A 15,431-nucleotide genomic window follows, 5' to 3' on the forward strand; every position below is an offset into this window, starting at 1 on the left:
CGTCACTTTTTGGCAATGTCGTAGACGTACAAATAGTTACCGTGGCGAATGTACAAACGCTTGCCGCAAACGACCGGGTGCGCCCACGACTTGCCGCTTCCTCCCGAAGGAATCTCGAACTGGCTGATCACCGCGTGGCCTTCGGGCGTGGCCTTCACGATACCCAGCTTTCGGTTCTCACTGAACGTGTAGAGCAAGCCTTCGGCCAACGTGGCGGAACCCTTGCCGACGCCGCGTTCCTTGTACTTCGTTTCGCCGGTTTCCCAATCGAGGCACATCCATTCCTGCTTGAAGTTCGCCCCATACAGGTAACCTTCGTACAGGATCACGCCGCCGTGGTGATTGTCGAGTTCTTTGTTTTCCCATACTTGCTCGACGGTCACGTTCTTTCCGTCGACGGTGAGCTTGATCAACTGCGAACCGGCTCCGTACCCGGTACTCACGAACACCTTCCCGTCGTGGAAGATCGGCATCGCCGCATTGACATCGTATTTCGTTTCGTGCGGATGCCGGAACAAGAGATGCCCGGTATCGGCGTCGACGCCCACCACCGCCTTGGCGGTCATCGTGATGACCATCCGCAGACCTTGGTATTCGGCCAGCACGGGCGTCGCGTAACTGGCTTCGTCGCCGTCGGCCGATTCCGACTGCCACACGACCTCGCCGGTCATTTTGTCGAGCGCAACCACGCACGTGTTCGGCCCGCCGGGCGTGCAGATGACCTTGTTCCCGTCGATGAGAACGGATTCGGCCAATGCCCACTTGGGAACCTTTCCTCCGAATTTATCGAGGATGTTCACACTCCAAATCGTTTCGCCGTTCTCCAACTTCAGACACGCCAGGTATCCCGAGGGTCCTTCGAAGTAGACGCGATCGCCGTCGATCACGGGCGTGCCGCGCGAGCCGGGAAAGTTGACCGTCCAGGCTTCGCCGGCCTTCGTCTGCCAAACGATGTTGCCCTCGAGATCGAGGCAGGTGACGACCATATCTTCCTCGATGTTTCCCGCCGTCAAAATGCGGCCTTGGTCGATCGCCACGGTTGCGAAGCCTTCACCGATCCCCTCGGCCGTCCAGAGCAACGGCGGCCCCTCTTCGGGCCATTGGTCGAGCAATCCGGTCTCGGTCGAAATATTGTCCTGATTCGGCCCATGGAAGCGAGGCCAATAACCGTTCGCGGCGGAAGCAGGCGTCCCTTCGCCGGCAGACATCGCCTCGGCAACAGGCGGCTCGGCCGGCGCCGGTTCGGCCTCTTCGTTCGTCTCGGATGCCGGTTGTTGAACCGGTGCCGACGGCTGTGACGGCGCGGCTTCCGACGGGTTGATTTCGTCGGTCGCCTGCGGCTGTTCGGTCGGCTCTGCCGGGCTCTCAGCGGATGCCCCCGAGCTCTCTGCACCTTGATCTTCCGCAGCCGGTTGCGGAACACTTTCGTCGGCCGCCGTCGTTTCGTCTACGGCGGTCGTCGCGGTGTCCCCCTCAGCCCGCGTTTCCGCCGGTTCGGAACCCGACGGTTTCGCGCAACCGATCGCGACCAGTCCGACGGTACACGTCAACACGAACATCCAGGCACGTACGTGTTTCCAAGACATCCATCTTTCCCCCATGAGGTTTCACAATCATTTTCCCCACCGATCGCCGAGGCTCTCGGTATTTCCGTTTCGCAAATTTCGATCCTGCGTCATGCGTCCCTTTCCGCGACGTCTTGTTTGTGGCCGTATTATGATCGGGCCTAGTACCGGATGGAAGCGGCTGACTGTGCTGAAAACCGGCAATCGACGCAGCCGGTTCCGCAATGCGGGTGCAGCCCCCCCGCACGAGCCCACTCGGAATCCCTTACCGGTTTCTCGGCCTTCCCGTACAATCGGTTAGTGAAAAGACATCCCCAAACGGGGACACGGTCCACGAATCAAACTTGTCCTCTATTTGCGGGGCGAAGCGATACCGACGGTCTCGATCGCTCCGGTCAACTCGCCGACACCTCAGCACGCAAAATGACCGAGAGGATCATTCCGGTGCCGCGATCCCGTATCCGCATGTTGATCTGCTTGCTCGTACCGTTGGCAGCCGTTCTCTCCGGCTGTCGGTTCGGTCACGACACGGCGCGCCGCGACGGTCTGCTCCGGGTTGCCGTCAGCGTGCCGCCGCAGGCGTGGTTGGTCAAGAAAATCGGCGGCGATCGCGTCGAGGTCTTTTGCCTGGTCGACTCGGGCGTCAACCCGCACGCATTTCATCCGACCGACGCCCAGATCACCCGCCTGATGCAGGCCGACGTGTTCCTGCCGATCGGCATGCCGTTCGAGCAGGCGCCGTGGTGTCGCTCGTTGCTCGAATCGAACGCGATTCGCGTCGCCGGAGCCCCTGAATGCACTCACGATTCTGAAGAAGCATCCGGCGACCACTCACATGACCACGACCACGGCCCGCATGTGTGGCTCAGCATCGCGTGGTTGAAGGCCGAAGCCGAGCGTCTGGCAGCGCTTTTCGGCGAACTGTCTCCCGCACACGCCGCAGAATTCCGCGCCGCCGCCGAACGAACGATCCGCGAGTTGGACGCCTTGGACGCCGAGTTGCGCGAAAAGCTCGCGCCGCTTCGGGGAGAACGCTTCTTCGTCTATCACCCGGCCTACGGCGCCTTTGCCGAGGAATACGGGCTGATCGAAACGGCCGTCGAGCAAGACGGCAAACCGCCCGACGATCGCACCTTGAGCCGGTTGCAGGAAGAAGCCGCCCAAGCGACACTGAAGGTATTGATCGTGCAACCGCAAATCACGTCGCCCGCGGTCGAGGCGGTAGCGCAATCGGCCCGATTGAAGACGGTTTCGTGCGATCCGTTGGCCGAAGACGTGCCGACGGTATTGCGCACCTTGGCCGACACACTTTCTGCTGCGCGGTCGTCCGGCGGCAGGTGATCGGCCCTTCGTCCGAGAAAACGATTCTTTCGCCCCTTGTCGATCGGCAAACGACGGTGAACGCATCGCAGGCGGTACAATCCGGCGAGCCACGGCCTTCCGAGATCGTGTTGGCCGTCGAAGGGGTGTGGTTTTCGTACATGCAGCGGGGTGAACGGCGCCCGGTGCTGGAGGACGTCTCGTTCACGCTGTCGGCCGACGACTTTCTGGGCGTGATCGGCCCGAACGGGGGCGGGAAAACGACCCTGTTGAAATTGATTCTCGGTCTACTCGTTCCTGACCGCGGCCGCATCACCGTCCTCGGCGGTTCCCCCGCCGAAAACCGGCACCGCGTCGGCTACGTCCCCCAGCACGCGAAAATCGACGACCACGTGCCCGCGACCGTGCTCGACGTCGTGCTCACCGGTCGCGTCGGGCGTTCCCGATGGGGTTTTCGCTACGCCAAGCGGGATCGTGAGATCGCCATGGCCGTGTTGGAACAGACGGGCACGGCCGACCTGGCCGGCCGCCGCCTCGATACGCTGTCGGGCGGACAGCGGCAACGCGTCCTCATCGCCAGGGCGCTCGCCGCCGAGGCCGAAATCCTCCTCCTCGACGAACCGACCGCCGGCATCGACCCCTACGTCGAAGAGAACCTCAACGACCTGCTCCATCAACTAAACCGACGCCTGCCGATCGTCATCGTCAGCCACGACGTCTCGTTCATCTCGACGCACTTGAAACGCGTCGCGTGCCTGAATCGTCGCCTTACCGTCCACCGTGCCGACGAAATCAGCCTCGAGACGTACTCGCACCTCTACCACGATCACGTGCGGGTGGTGGCCCACGATTCCTCGTGTCCGCTGGCCGATCCCGGTTGCGGACACGGTTGCGAGCCCGACACGCACACATCGACCGACCGCCCCGAACCGTCGCCAGGAGAGTCGCCGTGATCGACTTCTTTGCCGACATGACGGTGAACCCGTTCTTGCTGACGGGGCTGCTCGCGGGCATCCTGGCCGCGGTCGCCTGCGGATGCGTCGGTCCGTACGTCGTCACCCGGCGAATTACCTTTCTCAGCGGAGCGATCGCCCATATCGCCGTGGGCGGCGTGGGGGCGGCCTTGTTCCTTTCCCATCGCTTTCCGCAATACTTCGCCTGGTGCGATCCGCTCTACGGAGCCACCGCGGCAGCCCTGATCGCGGCCGTTCTCATCGCCTGGTTGCGGCATCACATGCACGAAGGGACCGATACCCTCATCGGCGCCATGTGGGCGGTGGGCATGGCCGTCGGCGTCCTGCTGAGCAAGTTCACGCCCGGCTATCAAGGCGAGCTGATCGGCTACCTGTTCGGCAGCCTATCGTTCGTTCATTGGCGTCAAATCGTTTGGATCGGATGTTTGGACCTGATCGTGCTGGTCACCGTCCTCTCGTGCCACAAGCGATTGATGGCGGTATGTCTCGATCCGGAACAGGCCGAATTGCAGGGCATCTCGGTGCTGGGAACCAACATGCTCTTGCTGTGCCTGGTCGCGTTGACGGTCATCTGCCTGACGCAGGTGGTGGGTCTGATCTTGGTCATCGCGTTGCTGACGCTTCCGGCGGCGACCGCCGGCCACTATGTGCAAAGCATGAAGCGGCTTATGCTGCTCTCAACCGTCCTGTCACTGGTTCTGACGACGTTGCCTCGCATCGCCGTGTACGGAACGGCCGTCAGTCCCGAAGCGGCGATCGTTCTTTCGGCCGCGGGCGTCTATGTCGTCGGCACGCTGTGGTCGCGCAGGTGAACCGCATCGCGGAATCGCGGCGATCGGAGAACCCTTTAGCTTCACCGACGAAATCGCTTTTTCCGGCACTTTGCATGCTGGAAATCCTGAAAAAATCCCGATTCCTCGACGTGGGTATCCGAACGTAGCGACTGTGCCGCTTGCCGCGAATACCACGCATACACCCGGCTGATCGGGGGAGATGCCGGGGTTTCCTCTCGGCGTATCTCAAGTCCGACCATCCTTACGACCCCACTTTTTCGAAGCCGACGCGCGAAAACTACCCTCTTTCGCCTCTGACACGACCTTTCCTTCCCAAAAAAGGGCCTAGACTATCGCCCGCTATTTTTCCGTCAGGCGCACGAATTGCGATCTATCGTTTCGAGGAAACACGATTCGCGCGATTTCTTTGTGTTCGTGCAATTCGCCCCCCAATCACTCACTCACCTACCCTTTCCAGGAGGTTGACGGATGAGAATCACAGTCGGGAAGAAACTCTACACGCTTTCGGGCGTGCTCGTTGCGGCGTTGGTCGTCGTCGGCGCGCTGGGTTATTGGGCCGTGAGTTCCCCACTCTCTCGACCCAAGAGACGATCATGGTCGAAAAGGTTCCCCTGCTCGATATGGCGATGGAAGCCCGAATCGCCGCCCAAGACCTGGACGCGGCCACCGAGGCCCTGCGATCGGCCCGTGATCCTGCCGAAATCGATACCCTGATGTCGGAAATCGACGATGCCGCCGCGGCCTTCGAGATGTTCTGCACAGCAATCACCGAAGGGACGGACGTCTTCGCGTCGAAGACGGTCGAACGCGGGGAATATGCCGGAAAATCGATGCTCGAGCTGTGGAATACGGAACGAGCGGGAGAGACGATCTATCCTGCGGGCGAGAAAACGGCCGCTGCGGTCCAACGTGCTCAAGAGGCGTTCGCCCAATTGCTCGGTCTTGCCGACCAGATGGCTGTCCTGCAAAAGCAGTACGTCGAACTCGTGGCCAATCCTGCCAAAGAAATGGAAGCCGTCGATCCCTTGACAGACGCGACCTGCGATCAACTGACGGAATTTGCCGAGTCGCACAAGGGTAAGGAAGCGGACGCCGCCCGCCGGACCGCGGAGGCCGTCGACGCCGCCTACGAAACCCTCCAATGGATGGTCATGAAACGCGGAAGCGACGAAGTTTCCACGCTCGCCGGCCAGTTCGATGAAGTCAAGAAAACGGCGACCGAGGCGGCGGCAACTCTGCCCGCCGATCTCCGCAAGGCCGTGAACGAGTATTTCGCTCGCGGGCAAAAGGTGCGGGACGACTCCGTCCAGCTGCTTACGATCGCCTCGCAACAAGACAAACTGAACGAACAATTCGACGTCGTCCGCGCGCAAATCTGCGAAAACCTGGGCGAAGGCCCCGAAGGCTTGGAAACGCTCGTCGGCGAGGTCGTCGCCGAAGCGCAAGACTCGGCACGTTCGTTCGCCGCCGGTTGCCAGTGGGCGGTCGCCATGGTGGCTTTGGCGGCGGCGATCGGCGGACTCGGCTTGGCGTGGTGGATCGCCGGATCGGTCACCGGTGCGGTGCGCGAGGTCGTCAAGGTCCTCACCGGCGTCGCCGAGGGAGACTACACGCAGGAAACGCACGTGTCGTCGAACGACGAACTGGGCGACATGGCCGAGGCCCTAAACCGGGCGATTCGATCGGTGCGGGCGGCGATCCGCGAAATCACCGAAAGCGCCATGCAGTTCGCCGAAGGTTCCCGCGTGGTCGCCGAAAGCTCGCAAAGCTTGGCCGGCGGCGCGCAACAACAATCGGCCGCGGTCGAAGAGATGAATGCTTCGATCGAGCAATTGACCCGTTCGATCGAGGCGGTCAAAGAAAACGCCCAAGAGGCCGACCGCATCGCCCGGCAGACGAATCATCTGGCCGAGCAAGGGGGCGAGGCCGTCCGCAAGTCGACCGAGGCGATGGATCTCATCCGCAACAGCTCGCAACAAATCGCCGAGATCATCCAGGTCATTTCGGAGATCGCGAGCCAGACGAACTTGTTGGCCTTGAACGCGGCAATCGAAGCAGCCCGGGCGGGCGAACACGGCATGGGCTTCGCCGTCGTCGCCGACGAGGTCCGCAAGCTGGCCGAACGGTCGAACCAGGCTGCCGACGAAATCACTCGCTTGATCAAGGATTCGACCGAGCGTGTGGAAGAAGGCGTCGTCCTCAGCCAGCAAACCGCCGAAGCCCTCCAACAGATCATCGAGGGCGTCACGCAGACGGCCGGCAAGATCGGCGAGATTGCCACCGCCACCGTCGAACAGGCGACCGGTGCCGAAGAAATCTCGCGGGCGGTCTCGAACATCATGGAAGTCACCGAGCAATCGGCGGCCGGCAGTGAGGAATTGGCCTCCAGCAGCGAAGAACTAGGGGCTCAGGCAACGGCGTTGCAAGAGCTCGTCAGCCAGTTCCGGACGGGTACGGATGTCGAACCGGCAGCGGTCGAAACGGAAGCCTGATCGGCCGCGACGATTTCCCGACAATCGAAAAACGCCCTCGGAAGCCGCTGCTGCCGGGGGCGTTTTCATGTTCGCACCGAAATACCGAATGACGTTCGCCGACAAACGACGGTCAGATGTAGTACATCTGCGTGTCGTGTTGCCGCGCATCTTCCAGCAACTGGGCGAAGGTGATCTGGTCGAGCATTTCCTTTTCCTTCTGCCGCACGCGATTCCACGCGGCGGCCAGGGCTTTGACGGCAGGCGAGTCGGGCGACGAACTGGCCACGAAGCCGTTTCCCTCGGCGCCTTTGCCCTCGATCACGTCCATCACCTGCCCGAGCGTGACCTTGTCGGGCGGCACGACGAGGTGGTATCCCCCGGCCGCCCCCCGCGTGCTGGTAACCAATCCCGCACCCTTGAGTTGCAGCAGGATTTGAACCAGAAAACGCGGCGGTACGGCGTGCCGCTCGGCGATCTTGCGGATACGGATCGGCTCCCCCGACCCGTATCGCGACGCCAACTCGAGCATCGCCACACACGCATATTCGGTTTTCGCTGAAATCTTCATGGAGACCATCCGTCGCTTGGATCAGTGGACTGTCGTTCGGTTGTCCGCGTTACCGGCGATCGATACCGGTCCATCCGATTGTGCTTGCCGTCTCGATCGTGCCGGGCTGTTCGACGCCGCACCGCGGGAACCACTCGCCCGACGGATCACAAGGTGGAGTATTTCTCCGGGGGTTGTGCGTCGGCCGGCGGTTCGTCGGCCAGGTGCAACCCGCACTCGGTCTTGCCGCGTCCGCTCCAACGTCCGGCCCGCTCATCCTCGCCGGGCAGCACCGGTCGCGTGCACGGCTTACATCCCACGCTGGGATACCCGCGATCGTGCAGCGGATTGTACGGCACTCCCTCGTCGAGGATGCGTTTCCACACCTGGGCTTTCGTCCAATCGGCAAGGGGATTCAGCTTGACCAAGCCGAATTTCTTGTCCCAACCGACGATCGGTGCATTGGCCCGGTGCGGGCTTTGATCCCGACGAATCCCGCTGATCCACGCCTCGTACCCGACGATTTCCCGACGCAACACGACGATCTTTCGCAAGAAGCAGCACCGGTCGGGGTCCGTCTCGTACAACGGCCCGCCGTGCGCCGCTTCGAATTCTTCGACCGTTTGATCGGGTTGCGCCAACTCGACCTCGATCCCGTATTTTTCGGCGATGCGATTGCGGGTATCGATCGTTTCCTGGAACTGATAACCGGTATCCAGGTTGAACACCCGCACGCGCGGCTCGATCTTCGCCAACAACGACAAGATCAAGCAGCCCTCGGGACCGAAGGCCGTGGCCATCGTCAATCGAGGAAAGTAGTGCTCCACCGCCCAGGCCAAACGCTCTTCGGCGGTCAACGGCTCAAGCCGCCGGTCGGCCTCGGCGAGAAACGCCAACTCTTCCTCGGTGGGGACGCGGACCTGCGGAGTCGCCCGGGCCGCCGTCTCGCGATGCCGGTCCTCGGAGCAACCGCCGCAAGCGGTCTTTTGGACCGCAGGCGCAGCGTCATTAGTAATTTTATCACGATTGTTGTCCATTTGGGCTCCCGTCGCCTCCAAGATGACGTTGGCCATGACCTTTCTCCTCGGCGAAACCGCTCTTCATCCCTCGCTCGATCCAATCATACAATTGTTGATAAACAAACGCAAGATACCGCCTGCCGATTGTATCGGTCGAACCGGTCGATTCGCCTTAACCCGTCTTTTCGCTTATCTACCGCATCAAAGAAGCCGGACCACGTAGCGGAACAGAGGTGCCGCAACTGCCGCATTTCCCCTAATTTGGGGGATAACACCTTAGAACTGTGTCGCCCGACGATGCTGTAAATCGCCTGATTGCTACGGCCCGACCGGCCCGACGGGGAACCGGAGGACGCTTTCCCCTGCCGAGAAGACACTTTGGCAAACCGCCATAACGGAATTCAGACCGCCTGCGCCGCGCCGACCGGAATTCGCACCCGGTTCCCGGAACGAACCTCACTATTTGCGACAAGGTCCGGGGCTTGACGCCCTTTGTCGCACCGTTCACGATGACGCGGTACGAACCGGGGCGGACGGCTTTTGCCCCAGCCGACCGGTCCTCGTCGTCTCCGCCGGTAGAGGCTGGGATTCCGGCGGACGAACCTGTCTCGTTCTTACATCCGGCAATAGGCATACCGAGGAGGAACGTACACGATGGCCGAAAAGGCGTTCTTGGCGATCGATATGGGAGCTTCGAGCGGCCGCCACGTGGTCGGCCGTTTCGACGGACGCAAGCTCATTCTCGAAGAGGTCTACCGGTTCCCCAACGGGCCGGTCGAAGTGCTCGACAAGCTCTATTGGGACGTCCTCGGCCAGTGGCAACACGTTCGCAACGGTCTCACCGCCGCCGGAACGAAGTACGGTGAGAAGATCGTCTCGGTAGGCGTCGACACCTGGGGGGTCGACTATGGACTGCTCGATGCGGCCGGAGAATTGTTGGGCAATCCCCGGCACTATCGGGATCCGCGAACCGACGGCATGCTCGAAAAGGCCTTCTCGATCGTGCCCAAGGAAGAAATCTTCCGTCACACGGGCATTCAATTCTTGCAGTTGAACACGCTGTACCAATTGTTGGCAATGAAGGTCGAAAATTCGCCGCAATTGGCCGCCGCCGACAAGCTGTTGATGATCCCCGACGTGTTCCATTGGATGCTCACCGGCAACGCGTGCAACGAATACACCGAGGCCACCACGTCGCAATTCTTCAATCCGGTCGAAAACCGCTGGGCCACCGAGCTGCTCGAGAAATTCGGTTTACCCACGTCGATTCTCGGCGAAGTCGTTCCTCCCGGTACGAACCTGGGCAAACTGCGGCCGTCGGTCGCCGAAGCGACGCATCTTTCGGCCGCCGAGGTCGTCCTGCCCGGCTCGCACGACACGGCCAGCGCCGTGGCCGCCGTTCCGGCCGACAGCAAGCCCGGCGAAATCCCCGACTGGTGTTACATCAGCCTGGGAACATGGGCCTTGATGGGGGTTGAGTCGCCTCGGCCGGTCGTGAACGACAAGGCGCTGGAACTCAACTTCACGAACGAAGGCGGTGTAGGAAACACCATCCGCCTGCTCAAGAACATCACCGGATTGTGGCTGGTGCAGGAGTGCCGTCGCGTGTGGAACGAGGCGGGCAACGACTGGGATTGGGAAGACCTGAACCGGATGACTGCGTCGGCCCCGTCGCTGGTATCGTTCATCAACCCCGACGCCCGCGACTTCCTCACACCGTCGAACATGCCGGAAACGATCCGCGAATTCACGAAGCGGACGGGTCAGCAAATCCCCGACACCGAAGGTGCCGTGTTGCGCTGCGCACTGGACAGCATCGCCTTCCGGTTCCGCGAGGTGTTGGAAATGTGCGAAACGCTCATCGGCAAGCGGATCGAGCGGATTCATATCGTCGGCGGCGGAACGAAGAACAAGCTGCTGTGCCAAGCCGCGGCGGACGCGTGCGGCCGTCCCGTCGCCGCAGGACCGGTCGAGGCGACCGCCATCGGCAACCTGATGGTTCAAGCCCTGGCGGCCGGTGAAGTTTCGACGATCGCCGAGGCCCGACAGGTCATCCGCGACAGCTTCCCGCTGGACGAGTACGAACCGCAGAATACCGCCGCCTGGGATGACGCCTACGAGCGCTACCTGACCGTGTGCCGGCAGGCGTAAGGTTCGCACCGCCGTTCGATTGATTGCGACGAACCGATAGGCCACAATAAACGCCGCTCGGAATGCAAACCGGGCGGCGTTTCTTTTGTTTCGAACATGCGGGCGACGGTGCATCGTGGTGTGGCGCCCGCCGACCGACTTCAAGACTACAGGAGGTTTCGTCATGGTCCGCGTGGGTATCGTCGGCATCGGATTCATGGGCATGATCCACTACCTGGCGTACCAGCGGGTGCGGGGCGTGAAGGTCGTGGCGATCTGTGAAAAGATCCGCAAGCGACTGGAAGGCGATTGGCGCGACATCAAGGGGAACTTCGGCCCCAAGGGCCGCAAGATGAACCTGTCGGGGATCGCAACTTATGAAAACCTGGAAGATATCGTCGCCGATCCGAACGTCGATGTGATCGACGTGTGCCTGCCGCCGTCGCTGCATCCGCAGGCGACCATCACGGCGCTCGAGGCGGGCAAACACGTGTTTTGCGAAAAGCCGATCGCCCTGACCGTTCCCGAGGCCCAAAGCATGGTCAAGGCCGCCCGGAAGGCGGGCAAACAACTTCTCATCGGTCACGTGCTGCCCTTCTTCGCGGCGTACAACTTCGCATACAAGGCGGTGGTGTCGGGCAAGTACGGTAAACTGCTCGGCGGCCACTTCACCCGCGTGATTTCGGATCCCCTGTGGCTGCCCCACTTCTACGATCCCAAGGTTTGCGGCGGCCCAGCGATCGACTTGCACATCCACGATGCGCATTTCATCCGATTGTTGTTCGGCATGCCCAAGCGCGTGCAAAGCGTCGGTCGAATGCGCGGCGAGGTCGCCGAGTACTTCAGCTCGCAGTTCCTGTACGACGACCCGAACCTGGTCGTCACGGCCACCAGCGGCGTCATCAACCAGCAGGGGCGTCCGTTCACGAACGCCTACGAAATCCACCTCGAAAAAGCAACGCTGGTGTTCGATTCGTGGGCCGAGCTGCCGGTCACCGTCCTTACCGAAGACGGACGCGTGCGGCGTCCCAAGCTCAAAGGCGGCGATCCGGTCGACGACTTCGCCGCCGAGATGAAAGAGGTCGCCCGCTGCATCGCCAAGGGGGAAACCTCGGCCTTCCTCGACGGTTCGCTCGCCTTGGACGCCCTGAAATTGGCGCACAAACAGACGGAGTCGGTCGTCAAGCGCAAGGCGGTTCGCGTATAATTTGGAGAGCTTGCCGCGTGCGTCGCGGCCGTGACGATTCCCTTGATCTCCAAATTTGTGACAACGATGAGTCGAGAATCTTCCGCCCGCGGTACGAAACTCCCCGTCGCCGAGTCCCTGGTTTACGAAGCCTGGCCGTCGATCGGCATGTGGCCTTCGGGCCGCTGGGTCGGCAAGCTGTGGGAAACGCACCCCTTGCTTTCGATCGCAGGCATTCCGGTTGCGTTGGCATTGTATTTCCGACGCCTGATCCCCTGGGTGGCGAGGCGTTACCGCATAACGACGTCGCGGGTGGTGGTCGTTGCCGGCTTTCCCGCCCGCGAGGTCGCTGCGTTGGACTTCGACGCATTCGATTCGGTCGAAATCGAACGACTGCCGGGTCAGGCGGGCTTGCGGTGCGGTGATGTCGTCTTCCGGCAAGCGGGCCGCGAAGTGTTTCGACTACCGGCGGTGTGGATTCCCGAAACGTTTCTCGCCAATTGCGAGCGAACGAAGAAAGCCGTCGAGTCGATCTCCAGCGTGCTGAATCGACCCTCGGCCGAGTCGGAAACCGTGGAGACGGCCGACCAGGCCAAAGCGTGATCGGCGCTCGCGGGTTCGAGAAATCTGCGAACGCCGGTCATGTTCAACGGCCGGTAGCCGGATAGTATGGAATCGGCGCATCGGCCGACAGGCCCGCATCGTAGGCATACGGCGACGGTGCGACGGCGTCGAGCGGCGGCAACCGCCGTACCAATGTGATCGCGGTATCTTCTTCGCGCGCCGTCGGCGGCAACGCCTCGTGATCCTCGGCGAGAGGCGTATCGGCTTCACGCGCCCGACGATCAAGACTCAATACCGGCGAACCGTCCCGAACAGAATCGGACGGACTGTCGGCCGCCAACATCGTGCCCAGGGGGGCGGCCCGTTCTTTCGCCGGACGCGCGATCGGCACGAGCGGGCCGACGTCCTCGATGCTTGCCTGGCGGTCGTACGTCGTCTGCCCGTTTGCGTACGGACTGCCGGTTCGAGTCGGCGATCGCACTGCGTCTTCCGGCCACGTGTCGGAAACCGGCTCCAGGGGAACGATCGCATTCGGTGCACCGCTTTCACGACTCGACGGCGAAGTTTCGGGGGGCGCCGCTTCACGCTGCGGGGCGTTGTAGCTGAGAATCCCCCGATCGACCGTATTTTGGGGCGTCAACTGATGATCGACGGCCCGACGATATGCCTCGATCCAAGTACCGGCAGACGCCGTTTCGGCCGACGATCGCGTGGCCGTTTCGTAATCGGAACCGTAGTGTGCGCCCGTCTGCGCGGCATACGGTTCGTCGGCGTAGTCGGCATCGCGAGGCGATTGCGGTTGCGATGCATACGAGTAACCGTCGTCCACCGTGTCGTCGATGCCGCTGTATTCCGACGTCGCCTCGGGATCCGTAGCATCCCCATTACCTGCCGATTCTGCGTCCGATTCGTCGGCAGCCACGGTTTCCCGAACCCCATCGGCCTGACGGTTTTTCTTTCGGTTCGACGGCCCGTTTTTCGACCGGGGTTTCTGCGTTGTGAGATCCGGCTCGTCGCATTCTTCAGTGGACGTTGCCGATTCGGTCTCCGCCCGGTAGCGGTCCCCGACGAAACCGGCGTTTTCCGCGGTCTCGAGGGCGTTTTGTTCTTGTGTGAGCGAGTCCGATTCGGGCGATTCGTCGTTCCAGGCGGTCGTCGCCGGATCGGTGACCGAGCAATCGGGCTCTTGCGCTTCTACCCGCTGCACTTCGACGGAACGTGAACTCCCCTTCGAACGATCGTCGTCCGAAGGTCCCCACGTGTACGAGACCAGCGGCCTCTCGGTAGTGTCGTCGGTCTCCGAATTCGATTGATCGAGTCGCACCGTTCGGCGACTGTTCGATTCGCGGCGAGGCGTATCGGCGATACCTTTCTCCGAATCGAGTTCGGCCGGTTCGTCGGTCGAAGCGACTTCGCTACGGGGTGCGGCATCGGCCAGCTTCGCCGCCGTATCGCGCACGGCGGGATAGCGGACGATGTTGAAACCGATCGAGAACGCCGTCAGCCCCAATACGGCTACAACGGCTGCCATACGCGGCATGGTCTCATCCCCGTGTGAAGGTCGGATGTCCTTTCCGCAACGGCAACAGGGGGGTTGCCGGGTAGGTTGTGAACGTGGTGGGGACGCCGGCGGGAAGACCGTCTTTCCACCGGCATCGTGTTCGCCCAAGCAACCATACACCATCTTCACGTGATGCAAGGCGATTTCTGCCGAACGAACGCCTGTTCGGCGCCGAAGATAAACCGGTCCCTTCGATCACGAAAACTTTGACGAGACCACTGGAGAGGGGAAGGTCGCCCCTTGCCGACAAGCGAAACTTTACCGCCGAGGTTGGCCTTGTCGCCGGTGAGGGCTACGATGAATGAACTCGGCGGCGACGGGCGCAAGCCGCGGGAGGACGGCCCCGCACCGACCGTCTCCGCCGAGACAAGCTCACCGTTCGAACCGCAGACACAAACACACGAGCATGTCGATGGATCGTCCTCAATCCCCAATGGAGCCCGATACGCCGTTTCCGCCGGACGGCCCGACCGATACACCGCCGCCGTTGCCGCGACCGATGATTCTCGGTTCCGACTTCCGGCTGAAACCGCTCGACGAAGACGACGAGATCGTCACCGCCGAAATCGTCGAACCAAGGCCTCCCGTACGGCCTCGGCAACGGCGCTTGACGCTGCCGGTGATCTTGTTCTTGGCCACCTGTTTGAGCACGTTCATCGCCGGTTCGGGCCTCACCTTCGGTGGATTCGATCCCTACTACGGTGCCATCTATTCGGCGGCGGTGATGTTCATTTTGCTGTGCCACGAAATGGGGCATTTTCTCCAGACGCGGCGATACGGCGTCTATTCGAGTTACCCGATCTTCCTGCCGATGCCGTTCACGCCGATCGGCACGTTGGGCGCGGTAATCGGGATGGACTCTCGCATCCCCGACCGCAAAGCGCTGTTCGACATCGGCATTTCCGGGCCGTTAGCCGGCCTGGTCCCCACGCTGATCTTCACCGTGATCGGTATTTTCAACGCGAAAGTCGACGTGTTCCGGGGCACCGGCTTCGAACTCGGCGAACCGCTGTTGTTCAAAATTCTGGCCCGACTGATCCACGGCCCGATCCCCGAAGGCTACGAACTATTCATCGGTCCGTTGGGATTCGCCGGTTGGGTGGGCCTGTTGATCACCGCGCTGAACCTGTTTCCGATCGGTCAACTCGACGGAGGCCACATCCTATACGCACTGCTGCGCCGCCGTGCGCATGGCGTGGCGATGGCCATTTTGTGGGGTGCCACGGCGGCGGTCGTCTTGTTCGGGCTGTGGGGCTGGTTGTTGATGCTCTTTTTGCTGATGTGGATGGGACCGGCC

General features: G+C 61.9%; 11 protein-coding genes and 1 pseudogene. 8 read left to right on the plus strand and 4 right to left on the minus strand.

Annotated elements, in window-relative coordinates:
* Positions 1 to 2 precede the first annotated feature (2 nt).
* Complete coding sequence (locus ACYQ2I_RS16630) at positions 3 to 1,586, minus strand: outer membrane protein assembly factor BamB family protein (RefSeq protein WP_460168157.1); 1,584 nt, start codon at positions 1,584 to 1,586, stop codon at positions 3 to 5.
* Positions 1,587 to 2,009: 423 nt separating this feature from the next.
* Between ACYQ2I_RS16630 and ACYQ2I_RS16635 the strand changes: the two genes are divergently transcribed.
* The 4 genes from ACYQ2I_RS16635 to ACYQ2I_RS16650 all read left to right on the plus strand — a co-directional run bounded on the left by ACYQ2I_RS16635 (position 2,010) and on the right by ACYQ2I_RS16650 (position 7,145).
* Entirely contained in the window at positions 2,010 to 2,906 is an 897-nt protein-coding gene (locus ACYQ2I_RS16635; RefSeq protein ID WP_460168158.1) for a metal ABC transporter solute-binding protein, Zn/Mn family, read from the plus strand.
* 56 nt (positions 2,907 to 2,962) lie between these two features.
* Positions 2,963 to 3,838, plus strand: coding sequence for a metal ABC transporter ATP-binding protein (locus ACYQ2I_RS16640; RefSeq protein ID WP_460168159.1), 876 nt, complete (start codon positions 2,963 to 2,965; stop codon positions 3,836 to 3,838).
* Entirely contained in the window at positions 3,835 to 4,671 is an 837-nt protein-coding gene (locus ACYQ2I_RS16645; protein WP_460168160.1) for a metal ABC transporter permease, read from the plus strand. The genes ACYQ2I_RS16640 and ACYQ2I_RS16645 overlap by 4 nt, the downstream gene beginning before the upstream one ends.
* A 575-nt stretch (positions 4,672 to 5,246) precedes the next feature.
* Complete coding sequence (locus tag ACYQ2I_RS16650) at positions 5,247 to 7,145, plus strand: methyl-accepting chemotaxis protein (RefSeq protein ID WP_460168161.1); 1,899 nt, start codon at positions 5,247 to 5,249, stop codon at positions 7,143 to 7,145.
* 112 nt (positions 7,146 to 7,257) lie between these two features.
* Here ACYQ2I_RS16650 and ACYQ2I_RS16655 read toward each other — a convergent pair whose 3' ends face one another.
* Positions 7,258 to 7,695: an RrF2 family transcriptional regulator gene (locus ACYQ2I_RS16655; RefSeq protein WP_460168162.1), complete on the minus strand. Its 438-nt coding sequence runs from the start codon at positions 7,693 to 7,695 to the stop codon at positions 7,258 to 7,260.
* Positions 7,696 to 7,841: 146 nt separating this feature from the next.
* On the minus strand, positions 7,842 to 8,747 hold the full coding sequence (locus ACYQ2I_RS16660; RefSeq protein ID WP_460168163.1) for a phosphoadenylyl-sulfate reductase: 906 nt from the start codon (positions 8,745 to 8,747) through the stop codon (positions 7,842 to 7,844).
* Between the two features lie 600 nt (positions 8,748 to 9,347).
* Here ACYQ2I_RS16660 and ACYQ2I_RS16665 point away from each other — a divergent pair.
* The 3 genes from ACYQ2I_RS16665 (at position 9,348) to ACYQ2I_RS16675 (ending at position 12,612) form a co-directional block, all read left to right on the plus strand.
* Entirely contained in the window at positions 9,348 to 10,844 is a 1,497-nt protein-coding gene (locus tag ACYQ2I_RS16665) for a rhamnulokinase (RefSeq protein WP_460168164.1), read from the plus strand.
* Positions 10,845 to 11,007: 163 nt separating this feature from the next.
* Positions 11,008 to 12,030, plus strand: a complete 1,023-nt coding sequence (locus ACYQ2I_RS16670; RefSeq protein ID WP_460168165.1) for a Gfo/Idh/MocA family protein — start codon at positions 11,008 to 11,010, stop codon at positions 12,028 to 12,030.
* A gap of 66 nt (positions 12,031 to 12,096) precedes the next feature.
* Positions 12,097 to 12,612: a PH domain-containing protein gene (locus ACYQ2I_RS16675; RefSeq protein ID WP_460168166.1), complete on the plus strand. Its 516-nt coding sequence runs from the start codon at positions 12,097 to 12,099 to the stop codon at positions 12,610 to 12,612.
* 43 nt (positions 12,613 to 12,655) lie between these two features.
* Here ACYQ2I_RS16675 and ACYQ2I_RS16680 read toward each other — a convergent pair whose 3' ends face one another.
* Complete coding sequence (locus ACYQ2I_RS16680; RefSeq protein ID WP_460168167.1) at positions 12,656 to 14,113, minus strand: hypothetical protein; 1,458 nt, start codon at positions 14,111 to 14,113, stop codon at positions 12,656 to 12,658.
* Between the two features lie 745 nt (positions 14,114 to 14,858).
* Here ACYQ2I_RS16680 and ACYQ2I_RS16685 point away from each other — a divergent pair.
* A pseudogene (locus ACYQ2I_RS16685) lies at positions 14,859 to 15,311 on the plus strand (site-2 protease family protein); the annotation flags it as partial.
* Positions 15,312 to 15,431: the final 120 nt, after the last annotated feature.

It is taken from the genome of Thermostilla marina (assembly GCF_054657455.1).